Genomic DNA, 20,946 nt, shown 5'->3' on the forward strand with positions numbered 1-20,946 from the left:
TAATGAGTATTACCAGCCTTTTACAGCTCCGCCTTTAAATTCTTTAAGAGCTGCTGCTTCAACTTCCGGAGATTGAAAAGCTTGTAAAAACTGTTTTACTTTTTCTTCGTTTTTATTGTCTTCACGACTTACTACCAAGTTTACATAAGGAGAATCTTTGTCCTCAACAAACAAAGCATCGCGAGACGGAACTAATCCTGCCTGAGAAGCAAAAGTATTGTTGATAATCGCAATCGTTACGTTTGCATCTTCAAGAACTCTTGGCAATTGAGGTGCTTCTAATTCTAATATTTTAAGCTTTTTAGGATTACTTACAATATCTGTTACTTTAGGCAATAAACCAACTCCTTCTTTCAATTTTAGCAAACCGTTTTTCTCTAAAAGCAATAGTGAACGTCCGCCGTTTGTTGGATCATTTGGAATCACAATTGTGCTTTCATCCTTAAGATCTGCAAGGCTTTTTATTTTTTTAGAATATCCTGCAATTGGATAAATAAATGTTTTACCAATAATTGCCAATTTATAGCCGCGTTGTTTTGATTGCTCGTCAAGATATGGTTTGTGCTGAAAAGCATTTGCATCAATATCTCCCAAACTCAAAGCTTCATTAGGAATTACGTAATCGTTAAAAGAAATTAACTCTACTTCAAGTCCGTATTTTTCTTTTGCGACTTTTTTAGCAGCTTCGGCTACTTTATATTCCGGTCCTGTTGCAACACCTACTTTTATGTGGTGCGGATCATTATTTTTAGCTTTCCCACAATTCACTAATGAAAGTGTCAAGACAGCGATTCCAACTATTTTCAAAAAATTTAGTTTCGTATTCATTATCGTATTTTTTAATTTTTAATTCTTAATTTTTAATTTTTAATTGAATTTATCTCTTTTTTAACCGCAAAGGTCGCGAAGGTTTTTCGCAAAGTTCACTAAGATTTAATGTGTAAACACATTTTTTTAAGTTCGCTAAGCTTTGCGGTAAAATATCATAATATCTACAAAGCTTTGCGAACTTTATGTTTTTAACAAGCTTAGTATAGTAAAAAAACTTAGCGCACTTTGCGGTAAAATCTCAAAAGTATTTCAAAATATTATCTATGATCAAATCGTTTGGACAAAAAGTCACCCGCAAACTGAATCACGAATACCAAAAGCACCAATAATATCAGAACCGAATTCATGATTACGGCATCGTATCCAATATATCCGTACTGATACCCCACTTGTCCTAAACCTCCGGCTCCAACTGCTCCACCCATTGCAGAATATCCTACAAGTGTGATTAAAGTGATTGATGTTGCATTTATTAAAGAAGGTAATGCTTCCGGAAGCAGTACTTTATATACAATTTGCAAAGGTGTTGCACCCAAAGCTCTTGCCGCTTCGATTAATCCTGAAGGTAAACCTAAAAGACTATTCTCTACCAATCGGGCAATAAAAGGTGCTGCACCAATACTTAACGGAACTAAAGCCGCACTTACACCAATAGAAGTTCCTACCAGCGTTTTTGTAAACGGAATCATCCATACAATTAATATAATGAACGGAATTGAACGAAAAATATTCACCAAAACCGATAACGTTCTATTTAAAACGGGTTGCTCCAAAATTTGATTTTTTCTCGTAAGGAAAAGCAAAATACCCGTTGGAAGCCCTAATGCAAAACCAAAAAAGCCCGACACAAATGTCATCACGATGGTTTCCCAGGTACCGTTCAATAATAAGGTAATAGTAGAATCAGACATAACCTATGATTTCTGTTTTAATATGTTTAGAAATAAAATATTCAATTGCAGCTTCGTAGTTCTCGCGCTTTCCTGACAATTCGATCAGCATTACACCAAAATTTACATCACCGGCCTGATCCATTTGTGCACTAACAATTTTAAAATTAGTATCAAACAATCTCGAAACTTCTGAAATAACAGGCTCGTTTACCGATTTCCCAGTCATTTCTAATCTCAACAACGGACTCAAACCTTCGCCATCCTGTTTTTGCAAACGTTCCTGATATACTCGCGGAATATCAAGATGCAATGACGAAGCAATAAATTCTTTGGTTAATTCGTGTTTTGGGTCGGCAAAAATTTCTCCTACACTTCCCTGCTCGATCAGTTTTCCGTGGCTAATTACCGCAACTTCATCACAAATCGATTTTACAACTTCCATTTGGTGCGTAATCAGTAGGACCGTAATATTTAAACGACGATTGATATCCTTCAGTAAATTCAAAATCGATCTTGTGGTTGCAGGATCAAGCGCACTTGTCGCCTCATCACACAACAATACTTTCGGGTTATTAGCCAATGTTCTCGCAATGGCAACCCTTTGCTTTTGACCTCCTGAAAGACTTGCAGGATAATCATTTGCTTTTTCGGCCAAACCTACTAACTGCAACAATTCAAAAACACGAGTTTTAATATCCCCTTTTGAAACACCAGCCAATTCTAACGGAAAAGCTACATTTTCGAAAACCGTACGTGACGAAAGCAAGTTAAAATGCTGAAAAATCATTCCAATTTGTCTTCTCTCGATCGCCAATTGCGCATTCGATAATTGCATTAACGATTTCCCGTCTACAATAATTTCTCCCGAAGTTGGTCTTTCCAGCAAGTTCACACAACGAATCAAAGTACTTTTTCCAGCTCCCGAAGTTCCAATTACACCAAAGATTTTCCCTGGCGGAACTTTAAGCGAAACATCTGACAAAGCCGAAACGATTCGGTTTTTCTGATGAAAATTCTTGGTGACATTTTTTAATTCAATCATTTTCTTTATTCAAATTAAATCTGCTACATCCACAGACATAAATACTTAACGCATCTGAAATTCTAAAATTTAAAATCAAAAAGCCTTTCAATAAATTATGAAAGGCTTCAGAAATAAATAATTTTATTTTTATATATAAGCCAGTTCATACCATCGCATAGTCGCGCAACACATGTTGCAGCTATAATAATTGGTATTCTGGTTATTGTTTTTCATTGCTGCGGCAAATTTAAAGAGATAATTTGAATTTCAATACAAAATTCTAAACTTTTTTTATCCTATCGATGTAGTAGGTTTTGTTTTAGAATTAGGAGCTGATTCCTGCTGTCCGCTGTATCTTTTTGTTTTTAAAGAAAAAACAAAAAGGATGCCGCTCCCATCAGGGCTAGGGCATACGGTTTCATAAGAAATATTCTATTTATCAAGTAGAATATTATCATAATCGAAACTAACTTGAAGATGGTACGCGGATGATACGGATTCGCTTCGCGAAAACGCGGGTATTCGCGGATTTTTATCCGCAATCTTGTCATCCTGACGGAGGAAGGATCACACGCGGGATTCTACAAAGATTAGCGATATAGATTGCGGAGTTTCTAGTGTGGTCCTTCGACTTCGCTCACGATGAAATACGCTATGATCAACTTTGTCAAAGTTTTGAACTTTGACAAAGTTTGCGCATCGACGAGCAAAAAATATCTCAAAGAAAATAAATTAAGAATGAAATCCGTGCAAATCTGCGTTTTCGCGATAGTGAATCTGTGTCATCCGCGTGCTATAATCTCATCATTCAAATAATAAAACTAAAAAAAGCATTTTCATTAAATTGTCGAGCTACTTGCGCTCCTTCGACTTCGCTCATGATGACATACGCTATGATCAACTTTGTCAAAGTTTTGAACTTTGACAAAGTTTGCGCATCGACGAGCAAAAAATATCTCAAAGAAAATAAATTAAGAATGAAATCCGTGCAAATCTGCGTTTTCGCGAAGCGAATCCGTGTTATCCGCGTACCATAATCTCATCATTCAAATAATAAAACTTAAAAAAAATATTTTCATTAAATTTTCGAGCTACTTACGAGCCTTCGACTTCGCTCTGGATGACATACGATATGATCAACTTTGTCAAAGTTTTGAACTTTGACAAAGTTTGCGCATCAACGAACAAAAAAATATCACAAAGGAAATAAATAAGAATTAAATCCGTGCAAATCTGCGTTTTCGCGATAGCGAATCCGTGTCATCCGCGTGCCATAAGTTTCCAGAAATTTTATTTCGAAGCGTCCAACAATATCGCCAACTGAATACAAGGCGCATCAGATCGATTGCTCCAGGCATGATTGGTTCCTCTTTGTACCACAATATCTCCGGCTTGCAATACCGTTTCGCCTTCATCTACAATAAGGTAAATTTCTCCGGAAAGAATTACGATATAATCCAGCGTATCAGTTTGATGCATTAACGGATGAGGCTGACCTTCTTCTGCGATAATTCCCAAATCTTTATCAGGGGGAATCTGAACGTATCGAAAATAACTTCCATTTTTGGGTGTATGTGGGAAAGCAGTGTTTTCGATTATTTTTTCTTCTTCTAATTTTACAGGCATCGAATCTGTCGACCAAATATCAGATATAATCAAACCCGGAAAATGTTCTGAAACATTCGATACAATTGCATCTTTTTCGATTATTGATTTTCCGTTTCGTATTCCTGTAACGATCCTTCTCGGAATTGTCTTCATAGTTTATTTATTTGCATGATTAATTTCTTTCCGTTCGTTTTGTTATCACGAAGTATTTGATGTGCTTTTAAAACTGTTTCAACTTCCATTCCTCCAATCATTTCAATTGTTGGTGGTGTAATTGATTTTTCTTGTAAAAGAAGAGACAATTCGGTTAATCCGTTTTTATAATAATCGTATCGCTTTTCTAACCCAAATGCATAATTTGAAATATTGAGAATCGCTGCTCCTTTGCTAAAAAGAATTTCACGCGAATCTGCAGTAGAAAAATTGGTAACATCTACAAAAGTGCCGTTTGTCTTTAGGAGTTTTGCTGCTATAACGGCAATTTCATTTCCTACTAAATCGACAACAAAATCAAAATATTCCTTATTATTTAATGCTAAAGCAGTTTCGTAAACCTCATCATTTTTATAATTAATAATTTGATTTGGCTTCAAGCCAAGATCTACTAATGAAGCGATACTACTTTCGTTTCCTGCTGTAACAATACAATTGTGATTTCCTTTTTCGATCAATAATTTAAGAAGCATATTCCCTACTCCGCCAGCCGCACCGGTAATAAAAATAGAGTCAGTTGCATTAGCTTTCATTCTATTAATGGCCTGCAAAGCTGTTAATCCTACTGAAGGTATTCCTGCACCTTCTTCAAACGAAATATTTTTGGGCAAATGCATTACAATTGCTGCGGGAACGCAAATATATTCGGCATAAGTACCGTTTGATCCCATGCTTCCGGAACCACAAAAAACAGCATCTCCGATTTTAAAATCAGTTACCTTTTCTCCTACTCCCGAAACAATACCAGAAAATTCCCGACCTAATATGGGCGAATGTAATAATTTGCGTTCCATAGCATTTTCGGTCATTTGATAATCGATTGGGTTAAATCCTGCTGCTGCAATTTTTACCTGAACCTCATCGTATTTTGGTTCTGGCGTATTTACTTCTTGTACTTTAAAATCTCCATTTTGATGTAAAAGGATTGCTTTCATTTTTCTTCTTTTATCTTACGAATGTACAGTTCAAATGCTTTATTTTTGCTATGGGTTAACCCGAGGTAACCGGTTACCAAACAGAAACTACTATGGCAAAAATTAATGATAACGGTACGATTCGTGAAGCCAATTGTTCAGAAGAACTTATGGCGATGCGTGATAGTCTGGATGTTTTAGGAGGAAAATGGAAACTAATGATTCTGCGTTTTCTGACTAACAGAACGCATCAGGTAATTAATTTTAAGAAAATGCAACGCGAGATCGATGGAATTTCGGCCAAGATGCTGAGTAAAGAATTAAAGGAATTAGAAATTAATCTTTTGGTTTCGAGAACAGAGCAGCAAACTAAACCAATAACGGTAGTGTACGCCATTACGGAATACGGAAAATCTGTACTTCCGGTAACGGAAACTTTAGTCAATTGGGGATTAAGCCATCGTGAAAAGATTATTGAAACGATCAGTAAATAATAGCATTCTAATCTAAAAATCTATAGCGCAATCCCAATTCAAATCCATCATTTGCGTAAGCGCCTGTATTACCAATAAAACTAGAATAGGATAAAAAGATGCCTAGTTTATCTAGTGTAATTCCAAAGGAGCCGGAAATAACTTCATTGGTATGATACATCGCTGATATATTCATATTGTATTCCGGCATACTAAAATTCGCTCCGATATCTGCAATATCTTTATATCCGCGAATACCTCTGTACGCAAGAAGAGGTTCAATATTAAAATCATTTATTCGGCTCGAAACGTATATTTTATAGCTTATCGCTGAGTAGAAAATCTGACTGTCAACATATCGTCTTTCTCCGTTATCATTTTCAAAAAAAGTATTGTTCAAATTGGGCACAGCCGCCTGAATGGTTAATAATGGTGTGGTATACGAAATCCCAAAATCGCCATCTAACGCTCCGCCCTCGTCAAAATTCTGAATCGAAGGATCGTTGATATCCCCCGTGATTTTGCTTTTATCCAGCGACAGAAATCTTGCGCCTAATGATAGACCAAAATTAATTTTTCGATCCTCGCCATCAACAGGTAAATGATAAGCAAAAGTTCCTAAAATTCTCGAATTGGTAATTAAACCTGCTCTGTCACTGCTAAAATTAAGGCCATATGCCGCTCTGCTCTCGGGATTATATTCTGCTGTTGCATACATCATGACCGGATTTCCTGGAACATCATCCCATTGTCGCTGATATCCAATATTTACGTTTAAACCTTTATTTATTCCTGCCATTGCCGGATTTCCTAAATATTGGTTTTGGTAATACATGGCTTCGAATTTATTCAATTGCGCATGAGCCGCATTGGTTACGAATAAAATGAGGCTCAAAAACAAGATTGGTTTGATGGCAAATAATCTCATAGATATTTTTTTACTTGTACTCATATCGATAGGGTTATGATAGAACAATTTTATTATTTTACACTTTTTGACCTATAGAGATTAGTCTCTAATCATGGTGATAAATCCTTTAATCTTTGGCAAATCTTCTCCTAAATCTATCAAATAGTAATAGGTATCATTATTTAACGGAGATCCGCCGTATGATCCGTCCCACTCGTTGCTGTAACTATTTTTAGAATACACTATTCTTCCTGCTCTGTCGTATACTGTGACTTTATTATTTGGGAATAACTCAATATCCTTAATTACCCAGAAATCATTTTTACCATCTCCGTTTGGTGATAATATATTAGTGATTACTAATGCATCCGGAGAAAGTCCTTTGTAGACTATTATAGCGTAAATTTCTTTTGTTATACCGTCTTCTCCCGTAACAACCGTTTCGATGATATTTTCTCCCGGCAATAAAGTTATTGGAGTGCTTGCCGTATTACTGGCAACGGCGATTCCGTTTACTGTTATTGTAGCTCCCGGATCTGTTGCTGTTGGTGTTACTGTAATCGAATTGACATCGTATCTGACTACTGCATCGTAATTGGTAATATCTGATTTGAATTTAGGTTCTAATATGCCCTTACTAATCGTTAGATTCGATAGAGACGCATCGTCGGCACCTTCTTTTGTGATCGTAAGAACATAGCTTTTTGTTGTTAAACCATCCTCAGAAGTTACTTTAATAGTAAACGTATTTACACCTCTTAGTAATGAAAGTACGGTAAAAGAACTACCACTTACAATTGGGTTGCCGTTGATAGTTATTTTTGCCAAAGGATCATCAGCTACTACAGTTATCGTTTCTGTATTAATCGTACTGCTAACATTCACATTATATGAAAGAATATTAGGTGAAAAAGCTGGTGTTAAAACTCCATTACTAATGGTTAGACTTGCTAAATTCACGTCGCTTGGCGATGTTACCGTCAAAACTCCTGTAACATATGTTATCGCATAATTAGAATCTACTGCGCCACTTACTGTTATGGCATAAACCCCAACCGGACTGGTCACATTTGCAATAGTCGAAATAGTAGGTGGCGTAGTTAAACTCGCCACGGTTTCACCGTTTACAAATCCTGCGTAACTTGCTGTTAGCGGAGGGTTCGCAGCGCCATAAGCTCTTGTTTTGTTGTCTGCGGTAATGGTCAAAGGAGCTGCTGTTACGGTTAGATTTCCGCTAACATAACTAATCGTGTAATTAGGATTAACTGCTCCGCTATCTGTAATCAGATAAGTTCCTACCGGACTTGCTGTAACTGCCGGCGTATTAATTACGGGCTGTACTGTTAAACTTGATGCGGTATCACCATTTACAAAACCTGCATAAGTTGATGTAAAAATTGGGTTTGGCGAACCGTAAACTTTCGTTTGATTATCTGCTGTAATAATTAAAGGTGCCGGAGTTACTGCCAGATTTCCATCAACATAATTAAATGTATAATTAGAAGATACTGCTCCGCTTACTGTGATGATGTAATTACCAACTGAGCTTGCCGTAGTAGCTACAGTCGTAATAGTTGGAGCTGTAGTTAAACTTGCAGCTGTATCTCCATTTACAAATCCACCATAACTGGCAGTCAAAGTTGGATTCGCTGCTCCGTATATTTTCGTCTGAGCATCTGCTGTAATGGTTAAAATAGCAGTGGTTATAGTTAAGTTTCCATTAACATAAACAATCGTATAATTAGATGAACTTAATACTGATCCGTTTGGTGTAAGTGCATAATTACCAGTTGGACTTGTAATTGTAGCATTGCTAGTAACTATAGCTACAGTGGTGATAATAGCATTGGTATCGCCATTTACAAATCCTGTAACACTGGTACTAAAAGCTGGGTCTGCTGCTCCGTAAAGACGAGTTGCATCAACAGCGGTGATGGTAAGCACTGCAGGATTCACTGTACTTGTAACAATTGGTAAATTAACCGTCGTTGCACTAGTACTGGTTAAGACAACATCTCCCGAGTAATTTCCTGCCGGAATTGTTCCGTTTAATCTAATATAAACTGGTGTAGAGGCAATTGTTCCTGCTGCTCCAACAGTAAGTGTATTGGTAAAAGTAATACCATCTGTACTTACTTCAAATCCTGATGGCGCTGTAACTAAAATTCCCGAAAGCATATCGGTTCCCGATACATTAAATGTATTTGATGTTGATGCAGTACCATAAGTTGTGCTTAATGCGGCAAAAGTTCCTGTTGTTACAATAGTTGGCAGAGCCGTTCTATTGACTGTAATGGTATACGTTTCTGTCGTTGTGCCATCCTGAGCCGTTACTAACACAGTAATTGTATTAGAGCCTAATGCTAAAGGAATTGCTCCTGAAGCATTTCCGCTAATTACCGGAACTCCATTTACAGTTATTGTGGCATCAGCATCATTAGTAACCGGTGTAATTGTTACACTCGCAATTGCATTGGAAACCTCAGCAGTATAACTTGTTGTACCTGATGCAAAAACCGGAGTTAAAGTTCCTTCACTTATAGTAAGATTAGACAAAGTGGCATCTGTAAGCGGCATTACTGTTAATATTCCTACAACATAACTAAATATATAATTTGTTGCTAAAGCTCCGATTGCAGTAATTGGATATGTTCCTGGTGGACTTGTTGTATTAGCTGTTGTTGTAACTGTTGCTAAAGTCGTTATACTTGCTACAGTATCACCATTAACAAATCCTGTATAACCTGCTGTTAATATTGGATTTGCTTCGCCAAAATCTCTGGTTTGATTGTTTGCTGTAACTGTTAGAGTAGCTGGCGTTACGGTTAGCGTCGCTCCTGCCGTATAACCAATAGTATAGTTATTTGATGTCGCCCCGCTTATCGTAATTGGGTAAACTCCAACCGGACTTGTAGCATCTGCTGTAGTTGAGGCTACTGCCGGAGTAAGTAAATCAGCTTGCGTATCACCGTTTACAAATCCGGTATAACTAAGCGTTAGAACTGGATTGGCCTCTCCGTAAATTTTAGTCTGATCATTTGCTGCAATTGCTAAATTCAAAGGAGTAATCGATAAAGTTGATCCTGCTGTGTAACCAATAGTATAATTTGAAGATGTTGCTCCACTTACGGTTATGGGATAAATTCCAACCGGACTTGTAGCATCAGCAGTTGTGTATCCAACCGGAGGCGTTGTTAAACTATTAACTGTATCGCCATTTACAAATCCTAAATAAGAGAATGTAAACGCTGGATTTGCATCTCCGTAAATTTTGGTTTTATCATCTGCTTTTATAGCTAAATTAGCCGGAGTGATCGATAAAGTTGACCCTGCTGTATAACCAATAGTGTAATTAGAAGACGTTGCTCCGCTTATGGTTATGGGATAAATTCCAACCGGACTTGTAACATCAGCAGTTGTAGCTCCAACCGGAGGCGTTGTTAAGCTATTTACTGTATCGCCATTTACAAATCCGGTATAAGTGAACGTAAATGGTGGATTCGCTTCTCCGTAAATTTTGGTTTTATCATCTGCTTTTATAGCTAAATTAGCCGGAGTGATTGATAAAGTAGCGCCTGCTGTATAACCAATAGTATAATTTGAAGACGTCGCTCCGCTTATGGTTATGGGATAAATTCCAACAGGACTTGTTACGTCAGCAGTTGTTGTCCCAACTGGTAGAGTTGTTAAATCGGCTTCTATATCTCCATTTACAAATCCCGTATAAGTAAATGTAAACGTTGGATTTGCTTCTCCGTAAATTTTGGTTTTATCATCTGCCTTTATGGCTAAATTAGCCGGAGTGATCGATAAAGTTGCCCCTGCTGTATAACCAATAGTGTAATTTGAAGACGTAGCTCCACTTATTGTTATTGGGTAAATTCCAACAGGACTTGTAGCATCTGCAGTTGTTGCTCCAACCGGAGGCGTTATTAAACTATTTACTGTATCGCCATTTACAAATCCGGTATAAGTAAAAGTAAATGGTGGATTTGCATCTCCATAAATTTTGGTTTTGTCATCTGCGGTAATGGTTAAAGTAGCAGTTGTTATCTCTAAGTTTCCATTAACATAGGCAATGGTATAATTTGACGAAGACAATACCGCTCCGCTTGGTGTAATAATATAGCTATTGCCTACCGGACTTGTAGCCGTAGCATTACTTGTCGCAGTTGCCTGAGTTGTGATAATACTAGAAGTATCTCCGTTTACAAAGCCTGTAGGGGTTGTTGTAAAAGCAGGGTCTGCTGCGCCATACGCTCTGCTGGCATCGTTGGCTGTAATGGTAAGTGTTGCCTGACTTACTGTACTTGTCGCTGTAGGTATGTTTACTGTAGTGGCACTTGTACTGGTTAAAACAACATCTCCCGAATAACTTCCTGCCGCAATTGTTCCGTTTAATCTAATATAAACCGGCGTAGATGTAATGACTCCTGCTGCTCCAACAGTAACGGTATTAGTAAAAGTTGTACCATCGGTACTTACTTCAAATCCTGAAGGTGCAGTAACTAAAACTCCTGCCAGCATATCAGTACCTGATACATTAAAAGTTGTTGATGCAGAAGCTGTTCCATAAATCGTAGTTAGTGGTGCTAATGTTCCGGTAGTACTAATAGTTGGCGGAGCTGTTCTGTTAACTGTGATAGTATACGTTTCAATTGTTATACCGTCCTGAGCTGTTACTTCTACTGTAATAATATTAGTCCCTACTAACAAAGCTATTGATCCTGAAGCATTTCCGCTTATTACCGAAACTCCGTTTACGGTTACCGTTGCATCTGCATCATTTGTAACTGGTGTTACAGTTATACTTGTAATCGCATTCGCTACATCAACCGTATAACTTGTTGTGCCTGGAGCAAAAACAGGAATTAAAGTGCCTTCGCTTACACTAAGATTAGAAAGAGTAGCATCTGTAAGTGGCATTACGGTTAGTATTCCATCAACATAATTAAAAATATAATTTATAGCTGCCGCTCCAATTGCAGTAATTGGATACGTTCCTACGGGACTTGTTATATCTGCCGTAGTTGTCACGTTTGCTAAAGTAGTCAGGCTTGTTGTTGAATCTCCATTTACAAATCCTGAATAAGTTGCTGTTAGCGTTGGATTTGCTTCTCCATAATCTCTAGTCTGATTGTCTGCTGTAACTGTTAAAGTAACGGGATTCACAGTTAACGTTCCTGCCACATAACTAAAAGTATAATTAGCATCAACAGCTCCGCTTGCTGTAATAGGGTAAGTTCCAACCGGACTTGTGACATCGGCTGTTGTAACTATCATTGGTGCTGTTGTTAGACTTGTTGCGCTATCTCCATTTACAAATCCTGAATACGATACTGTTAAAGTTGGATTGGCATCACCGTAAAGTTTTGTTTGATTGTCTGCTGTTACAGTCAAAACAACTGGTGATATCGTTAAAATTCCCGCAACATAATTAAAAGTGTAATTAGCATCAACAGCCCCGCTTGCTGTAATTGGGTAAGTTCCAACCGGACTTGTGGCATCAGCTGTTGTAACTATTGTTGGTACTGTTGTTAGACTTGTTGCGCTATCTCCATTTACAAATCCTGAATACGATACTGTTAATGCTGGGTTGGCATCACCATAATCTTTCGTTTGATTGTCTGCTGTTACAGTCAAAACAACCGGTGATATCGTTAAAGTTCCTGCAACATAATTAAACGTATAATTAGCATCAACTGCTCCGCTTGCAGTAATTGGGTATGTTCCAACTTGACTTGTGGCATCAGCTGTTGTAACTATTGTTGGTGCTGTTGTTAGACTTGTTGCGCTATCTCCATTTACAAATCCTGAATAAGATACTGTTAAAGTTGGATTGGCATCACCATAACCTTTCGTTTGATTGTCTGCTGTTACAGTCAAAACAACTGGTGATATCGTTAAAATTCCTGCAACATAATTAAACGTATAATTAGCATCAACAGCCCCGCTTGCTGTAATTGGGTAAGTTCCAACCGGACTTGTGACATCAGCCGTTGTAACTATCGTTGGTGCTGTTGTTAGACTTGTTGCGCTATCTCCATTTACAAATCCTGAATACGATACTGTTAAAGTTGGATTGGCATCACCATAACCTTTCGTTTGATTGTCTGCTGTTACATTCAAAATAACTGGTGATATCGTTAAAGTTCCTGCAACATAATTAAACGTGTAATTAGCATCAACAGCTCCGCTTGCCGTAATTGGATATGTTCCAACCGGACTTGTGACACTGGCTGTTGTAACTATGCTTGGTGCTGTCGTTAAACTTGTTGCGCTATCTCCATTTACAAATCCTGAATACGATACTGTTAATGCTGGATTGGCATCACCATAAGCTTTTGTTTGATTGTCTGCTGTTATCGTAAGCGTTACAGGAGTCACGGTTAAAGTTCCTGCAACATAATTGAATGTATAATTGGGATCTACTGCTGCACTCGCTATAATAGGATATGTTCCAACAGGGCTTGTTGTAACAGCTGTTGTAGTAATAGTTGCCAAGGTTAATAAATTAGATTCTGTTTCGCCATTTACAAATCCGGAATAGGTTGCAGTTAAAATAGGATTGGTATCCCCATAAATTTTGGTTTTCGTATCCGCTGTAACTGTCAGAGTCGCCGCAGTAATCGTTAAGTTTCCATCAACATAATTAAACGTATAATTAGGGTCTGCTGCTCCACTTGCTACAATAGAATATGTTCCAACAGGACTTACTGCCGTAGCAGTAGTTGCAAATGTTGCCAAGGTTAATAAGTCTGATTCTGTCTGACTATTTACAAATCCGGAATACGTTGCTGTAAAAGCTGGATTAACATCGCCATAAACTTTAGTTTTCGCATCTGCGGTAACTGTTAGAACTGCCGGAGTAACCGTTAAAGTTCCTGCCGCATATGTGATCACATAATTATTATTTACTGCTCCTGTTGCTGTAATTGGATACGTTCCAACAGGACTTACTGCTGTAGCTGTTGTAGTAATGGTTGGTGGCGTACTTAAATTTGCAAACGTATCTCCATTTACAAATCCCGTATAACTTGCTGTAAGAGATGGATTTGCTGCACCATATCCTTTTGTTTGTGCATCAGCTGTTATGGTTAAAGCTGCTGGATTAACCGTTAGGGTTCCGTTGTTGTATGTGATTGTATAGTTATTATTTACGGCTCCGCTTGCTGTAATAGGATATGTTCCGACAGCACTGGTGGCATCTGCCGTTGTCACGATTATTGGAGCTGTTGTTAAACTTGAAACTGTGTCCCCATTAACAAATCCTGTGTAACTTACTGTTAAAGTTGGATTAGCATCACCATAAACTTTATTTTTATTATCTGCTGTTATAGTCAGCGCAACAGGCGTGATACTTAGCGTTCCATTGATGTAATTAATAGTATAATTAGAGTTTACCGCTCCGCTTGCTGTGATAGGATATGTGCCAACGGGACTTGCTGTTGTGGCTGTTGTTGTAATCGTTGGTGCTGTAGTAAAACTTGTCGCACTATCTCCGTTTACAAATCCGGAATAACTTACGGTTAAAGTTGGATCAACATCTGCGTAAGCTTTACTTTTATTCTCGGCTGTTATGGTTAAAGTCGCAGCTGTTACTTCTAAATTACCCGGAACATAATTAAATGTATAATTAGGATTTACTGCCCCACTGGCAGTAATTGGATATCCTCCAACTGGACTTGTAGCATCGGCTGTTGTAGTAATTGTTGGCACCGTAGTTAAACTTGTTGCACTTTCTCCGTTTACAAAACCCGAATAAGTTACTGTTAAGGCTGGATTGGCATCACCATAAACTTTATTTTTCGCGTCTGCAGTAACGGTTAAAACCGCTGGATTAACAGTAAGAATACCATTAGTATAAGCAATTGTGTAATTTGCATTAACTGCACCGCTTGCCGTGATTGGATATGTTCCTGCCGGGCTACTTTGTATTGCTGTCGTAGTAATCGTCGGTAAAGTAGTCAAATCTGCCTCGGTATCTCCGTTGACAAAACCAACATAACTTACTGTTAATGCCGGGTTGGCATCTCCGTAAGTTTTGCTTTGGTTATTGGCTACTATGGTCAATAAAGTTGTGGGGCTAACGGTTAGTGTTCCGTTAACATAATCAATAATATAATTAGGATCAGAGGCGCCTGTCACCGTGATTGGATATGTTCCAACAGAACTTGCTGTTGTGGCTGTTGTGCTAATTGTTGGCGGAGTGAGCAAACTTGCTACAGTTTCTCCGTTGACAAAACCGGCATAACTAATAGTTAAAGCTGGATTAACATCTCCGTAAACTTTATTTTTATCATCAGCCGTTATGGTTAAAGTTGCCTGGGTAACAGTTAAAGTTCCATCTACAAAATTAATAACATAATTAGGATCGGTTGCTGCACTTGCTACAATCGGATATGATCCTACTGCGCTTGCTGTAGCAGCTGTTGTAGTAATCGTTGGTGCGGTAGTTAAATTTATCGCACTATCTCCGTTTACAAATCCGGCATAACTTACGGTCAAAGTTGGATTGGTATCTCCGTAAATTTTCGTTTTATTTTCTGCTGTAATCGTAAGAGTAACTGGTGTTACGCTCAAAGTTCCATCAATATAATTAAAGGTATAATTAGGATCTAATCCGTTAAGTACCACAATTGGATACGATCCTACCGGACTTGATATAACTGCCGTGGTAGTAGCCGTTGGTAATGTCAATAAATCTAATTCTGTTTCGCCATTTACAAATCCTGAATAGGTTACCGTTAATGTTGGATTGGCAGCTCCGTAAGCTTTCGTTTTATCAACTGCAGTTATGGTTAGAGTTGCTACAGTTACGGTTAAAGTTCCATCAATATAACTAAAAGTATAATTAGGATCTGCTCCTCCACTCGCTACAATAGGGTATGTTCCTACTGGACTTCCTAAAGCTGCTGTGGTAGCAATTGTTGGCGGAGTCAGTAAACTAGCAACTGTTTCACCATTAGCAAATCCTGAATAAGTTACGGTTAATACTGGATTGGCATCTCCGTAAACTTTCGTTTTATTAACTGCGGTAACGGTTAAAGTAGCTGTAGTAACGGTTAAACTTGCATCAACATAATTAAAAGTATAATTTGTGGCTGCTGCTCCGCTTGCTACAATAGGATATGTTCCTACGGGACTTGCTAAAGCTGCTGTGGTAGCAATTGTTGGTGGTGTCGTTAAATCTAAAACACTTTCTCCATTAGCAAAACCTGCATAACTTATCGTCAAGGTTGGATTTGCCTGTCCATATATTTTTGTCTGAGCATCTGCAGTAATGGTTAAAGTAGCTTTAGTTACTGCTAAATTGCCAAAAACATAATTGATCACATAATTGGGACTTACTGCTCCGCCAGGTATAATTGGGTAATCTCCAACCACACTTGTTGCGTCTGCTACTGTATTAAATATTGCTGGTGTCGTTATACTGCTCTCCGTATCTCCGTTTACAAATCCGTCATAAGTTCCTGTAAAAACAGGATTTGCTGCTCCGTAAGCTCTTATTTTATCATCTGCTGTAAAAGTTAGAGATGCTGCAGTTACGTCTAAATTTCCATTGACATAAGTAAAGGTATAGTTAGGACTTACTGCTCCGCCAGGAGTTATAGGATATGTTCCGACACCACTTGCTATTGTAGCTGTTGTGGTACTGCTTGCCGCAGTTGTTAAATTTGTCGCCGTATCTCCGTTTACAAATCCGGAATAATTCACAGTTAAAGCTGGATTGGCAACTCCGTACGTTTTTGTTTTATCTGCCGCCGTAATGGTCAGAGCTGCTTTATTTACTGTACTCGAAACTATCGCAAAATTAACCGTTGTTGCTCCGGCACTGCTTAAAGCTACATCGCCTAAGTAATTGCCCGCCGGAATATTTCCTTTTAATCTAATATACACCGGTGTAGATGCGATAATTCCTGTTGCACCAACCGTTACAGTATTAGTAAAAGTAGTATTATCAGTACTTACTTCAAATCCTGATGGTGCAGTAACTAAAATTCCTGCCAGCATATCAGTTCCTGATATATTAAAGGTACCAGATGCCGATGGTGTTCCGTAAACAGTATTTAATGCAAGCACAGTTCCTGTAGTCACAATTGTAGCTGGTGCCGTTCTGTTTATTGTAATGGTATAAGTTTTTAATGTAATACCATCCTGAGCTGTAACAACTGTTGTAATAATATTGGGCCCAACAGCCAAAGGAATAGCTTCTGATGGGTTTCCGCTTATTACTATTTCGCCATTTACAGTAATCATTGCATTCGTGTCTGTGGCAGTTGGTGTTACCGTCAAACTGCTAACAGCATTCGCTACGTTGGCAGTATAGATTGTAGTTGCTGTTGCAAAAGTGGGATCTAAAGTACCCTGACTGATCGTTAGATTATTTAGAGTTGCCACATTATTAAGTGTCGTTACTCCAGCAGGATTTCCAGTGCTTATTGTCGACAAATATAATTGACTCGCTATTAGACCAGTATATTCAACAGTCATAAGCTGATAGGTTGTTAGAGGGGTTAATCCTGTTATGTTGACTGTCGTTCCTGTACCATTATAAACGCAATACCAACCTGTTGTTCCAATTTGTGTTCCTGACCCAAAAACAGTATTAGGGGTGTAAGCCGTAAGATCAATTGGTAAGGCACTACCCGTTGTTCCAGCAAACATAAATACCGCTCTTGAAGAACCGCTTCCGTTTGTCCAGCTGGCTGTGGTTGTGGTTGCTGTTGTTCCTGAAAAAACAACATTGGTTGCCTGAACGGTTGGAGTTGCTAAGGTTTGAAAAGTAAAGACCGCTCCATTTGGTAATGCAACCGCATTAAAAGTTGCTTTATTACCTGTAAGTAAAGCAGCTGTATATTTTACTACTGAACCGCCGTCGAAAACACCTAAACCTGTAGGATCGACTAAAAGTACGTAATCGCTGGCGCTTTGTCCTGAATAACTTAATCCTGTAATGTCATAACTTAAAGTTACGTTTCCGGGATTGCCGGTAGTCTGAGTTTTCCAAATTCGTTGTACACGTTTACTGTGGACACCTGCAAAAATAATATCTGTTTCTGTAAGGGCGCTAGCATCATGACCAATCATCAAAAATCCATTATTTATTAAAGAAGAAGGATTACTTATTATAATATTTCCTTTTCCTGTTTGACCTGTACCATCCCCACTGCCTGTATTACTACTATTGGACTGAACTTGTAATAGTTCTGATAAATCATCCTGAGCAATCCCAAATATATCATTGTGATATGCAATATTTAGAGTGGCATCCCAAACTACAACTCCTGCACTGTTGAGATAATTTCCTGTTTTATGAATACCATATTTTATACCGAGATAAGATTCTACGCTTATTGCTGCAGTACCTGTTACTAATGAGGGATACATAACGACCTCTGCTATATTTCCTATCCATCTTTCTCCACTATTTACAAAAGAACCAATTCTTCCGCTGTTTGCATTAAGTACTGTGTTCCAAGCAGCTTGAACAGCAGTTCCAATCGGTGCACCGGCATCAAAAAAAGATACCGTTGGTGTACTAAAAGTAACAGTACCTAATTTTGGAGTATTGGCGATCCAAAAATTTGCAGTAGACTGAGCATCTCTGCTATAACCACTGACATAAAGCGTGGAAGAACTTAACAATTTTCCAACATTAAAAGCCCCTCCCGGGCCACCATTACCGTATCCATACATCCAACTATTTCCAGTCTGGGTATTAGTGGAAGTCGCTACAATAAATATAGAACGCGGATTACTGCCAGATGGTAAATTAGTAACAGGTGCTGTTAAAAAATTATTTCCGGAAAAGGAAACTGCCTGATTAAAATTAATACTGTTAGCAGTATAAGCGGGCTGATTTCCCGCAGTACCTTGTATTGCAGTATTAGAATTTCCGCTAGAATCTGTCCATTGCGATACATTCGATGCATTTAAGGTAATTCCCGCATTGGCTTTATACCAAATAACTCCACCTAGTACTCCGCCTGGTCCAGCAGCTGCAAGATTTGTAATTGTTGTTATGTCTACAGGATTGTTTGTACTTATCAAAGAATGATATATTTCGTTCCCAGATATAGAACCATTATATTCTACAACCATAACCTGATAGGTTGTTGCTGCCGTCAAACCGGTAACATTTACGGTTGTTCCTATACCATTATAAATGCAATACCAGCCTGTTGCGCCAATTTGTGTTCCTGAGCCAAAAACAGTATTTGCTGTGTAAGTCGTATTATTTACTGGGGCAGGATTACCTGATGATGCCTGCCGTATAAATACGGCTCTTAACCCGCCATTGCCATTCGTCCAGTTTATATCAGTTCCCGTAGTTGTGGTATTATTGAAATTTACTTCTGTCGCCTGAACTGTAGGAGTTACAGGATTAAATAAAGTTTGAAATGTAAATGCAGCACCGTTTGGTAAATCAATATTGTTAAAAGTAACTTTAGTTCCGTTAAGTGCTGCTGCTTTATAAGTTATTACTGATGCTCCGCTAAAATTACCTGCACCAGTTGGATCGACTAAAAGGGTATAATCAGAAGCGACTGTTCCAGAATAAGTTAATCCGGCTCTGTCGTAATTTAATGTTACCGTTCCAAGATTACCTGTACGCTGTACTTTCCAGATTCTGGCTATTCTTTTGGTAGGATTTCCGGCATCAATAATATCCGCTTCTGTAAGTGCTCCGGTATTATGCCCAATCATTAAAAATGCATTATTCGTTAACGAAGACGGATTGCTGATTGTAATATTTCCTTTTCCACTTTGCCCCGTACCGCTTCCATCTCCTGTATTGGTACTGTTCGATTGTGTTTGCAGTAAACCGGAAGCATTATCTTGTCCTATACCAAAAACATCATTATGATAAGCAACATTAACCGTCGCATCCCAAATATTCGTACCTGAACTGTTTACATAACTACCCGTTTTATGAATACCATATTTAACAGCCAGATAACTTTCTATCTGGTTATGACTCGCCAGCGATGATTGGTCTGCGCTGTATAAAATAACCTCCGCTATGTCTCCATTAAAATAATCATCATTGCTATAAGTACTCTGCCCTAAACGAAAGTAACCCGCATTAAATGCTGTAGTAGTAAAAGCTGCTGAGGTAAAAACATTTCCGTTAATTTCAGTCTTCCATTGATTTGCCGCCGTAAAATGGGTAGACGCAATAACTGGCATACCAATAACAGGCCCTACAGAAGGACCTCCAATACCATTTCTGTATCCATTTATACTTGTACCATTACGGTTTATAAAATTAGCACCAGCCATATTCTGCCAATCAGAAGTAAGCAAATTTTGCGAAATCATTACTACTCTCCCAGGCGCACTAGTAGAACTATTCATTAAAAACACGGAATAAACCGATACATTATTACTTGTTACCGCTGGTGTTAAAATCCCAGATAATGCAGAAAAACTAAGATTACTTGTCCCTGAAAAACGTATTGAAGGATTAAAATTAAACGTATTTTGCTGATAAGTTGGGTTTAATACTACCGGAGTTAATGCGGGAATTGTTGCATGATTACTGCCTCCGCTTAAATCATTCCATGCAGTCACCGCAGCACCTTGTATGGCGGGAGTAACACTACTATTTGCTTTGAGCCATAATTTAAGATTGCTCGCAACACCACCGGGACTTTGAGCCATAACATAACAAGGAAATGCTAATAAAACAATCCAAAAAAACAAAAAAGACATTCTTGAAAAAGAAAAAGTAGAAGTATAAACCATGCCTGATATTTTTAAATTTTCAACTAAAAAATTACATCTTAGATATTATTTTATTGATAGTTATGGATTTTTTAAAGGCTTATACTATTTCAACTTTCGACATTAACTTCATTACAAAAATTACTTTTATAACTATCTATCTATATATATATTCTATATTCTTAATTTAAATATGTTTTGAATTACATTTTAATCTGGATAAAAACTGAAAACCAAACGCAACTAACATTGAAACAACTTTTACTTAAAGTGTTCATTTTGAACCAATAGTTTTGGCGAATAATTTAAAAGGAAGGATTATATACGATACGATAAAAACAGGAAGAAA

Annotated in this window: 8 protein-coding genes; 1 reads left to right on the top strand and 7 read right to left on the bottom strand. The window is 37.9% G+C overall.

Going from position 1 to position 20,946, the window contains the following annotated elements; translation table 11 throughout:
- Positions 1-9: 9 nt before the first annotated feature.
- The 5 genes from metQ to L0669_RS18305 form a co-directional block, all read right to left on the bottom strand.
- Positions 10-828 carry a methionine ABC transporter substrate-binding lipoprotein MetQ gene (gene metQ, locus L0669_RS18285; protein WP_173970173.1) on the bottom strand — a complete coding sequence of 273 codons (819 nt, stop codon included), beginning with the start codon at positions 826-828 and terminating at the stop codon, positions 10-12.
- 260 nt (positions 829-1,088) lie between these two features.
- The gene (metI, locus tag L0669_RS18290; protein WP_263759252.1) at positions 1,089-1,742 is read right to left on the bottom strand and encodes a methionine ABC transporter permease MetI; all 654 of its coding nucleotides are present in this window, start codon (positions 1,740-1,742) and stop codon (positions 1,089-1,091) included.
- Positions 1,735-2,766, bottom strand: coding sequence for a methionine ABC transporter ATP-binding protein MetN (gene metN / locus L0669_RS18295; RefSeq protein ID WP_263759253.1), 1,032 nt, complete (start codon positions 2,764-2,766; stop codon positions 1,735-1,737). The genes metI and metN overlap by 8 nt, the downstream gene beginning before the upstream one ends.
- A 1,272-nt stretch (positions 2,767-4,038) precedes the next feature.
- The gene (locus L0669_RS18300) at positions 4,039-4,509 is read right to left on the bottom strand and encodes a cupin domain-containing protein (protein WP_263759254.1); all 471 of its coding nucleotides are present in this window, start codon (positions 4,507-4,509) and stop codon (positions 4,039-4,041) included.
- A complete protein-coding gene (locus tag L0669_RS18305; RefSeq protein ID WP_263759255.1) occupies positions 4,506-5,504 on the bottom strand; it encodes an NADP-dependent oxidoreductase in 999 nt (332 codons plus the stop codon). The genes L0669_RS18300 and L0669_RS18305 overlap by 4 nt, the downstream gene beginning before the upstream one ends.
- 92 nt (positions 5,505-5,596) lie before the next feature.
- Here L0669_RS18305 and L0669_RS18310 point away from each other — a divergent pair, with 92 nt between their 5' ends.
- On the top strand, positions 5,597-5,977 hold the full coding sequence (locus L0669_RS18310; RefSeq protein WP_263759256.1) for a winged helix-turn-helix transcriptional regulator: 381 nt from the start codon (positions 5,597-5,599) through the stop codon (positions 5,975-5,977).
- A gap of 7 nt (positions 5,978-5,984) precedes the next feature.
- Here the strand turns inward: L0669_RS18310 and L0669_RS18315 are convergent, their stop codons facing one another.
- Positions 5,985-6,908 (bottom strand): PorP/SprF family type IX secretion system membrane protein, encoded by a 924-nt coding sequence (locus tag L0669_RS18315; protein WP_263759257.1) that lies wholly within the window; start codon positions 6,906-6,908, stop codon positions 5,985-5,987.
- A gap of 57 nt (positions 6,909-6,965) precedes the next feature.
- Positions 6,966-20,618, bottom strand: a complete 13,653-nt coding sequence (locus tag L0669_RS18320) for an MBG domain-containing protein (RefSeq protein WP_263759258.1) — start codon at positions 20,616-20,618, stop codon at positions 6,966-6,968.
- Between the last annotated feature and the right edge of the window lie 328 nt (positions 20,619-20,946).

Source organism: Flavobacterium bizetiae (assembly GCF_024271895.1).
In the GTDB taxonomy this organism is placed as follows: domain Bacteria; phylum Bacteroidota; class Bacteroidia; order Flavobacteriales; family Flavobacteriaceae; genus Flavobacterium; species Flavobacterium bizetiae.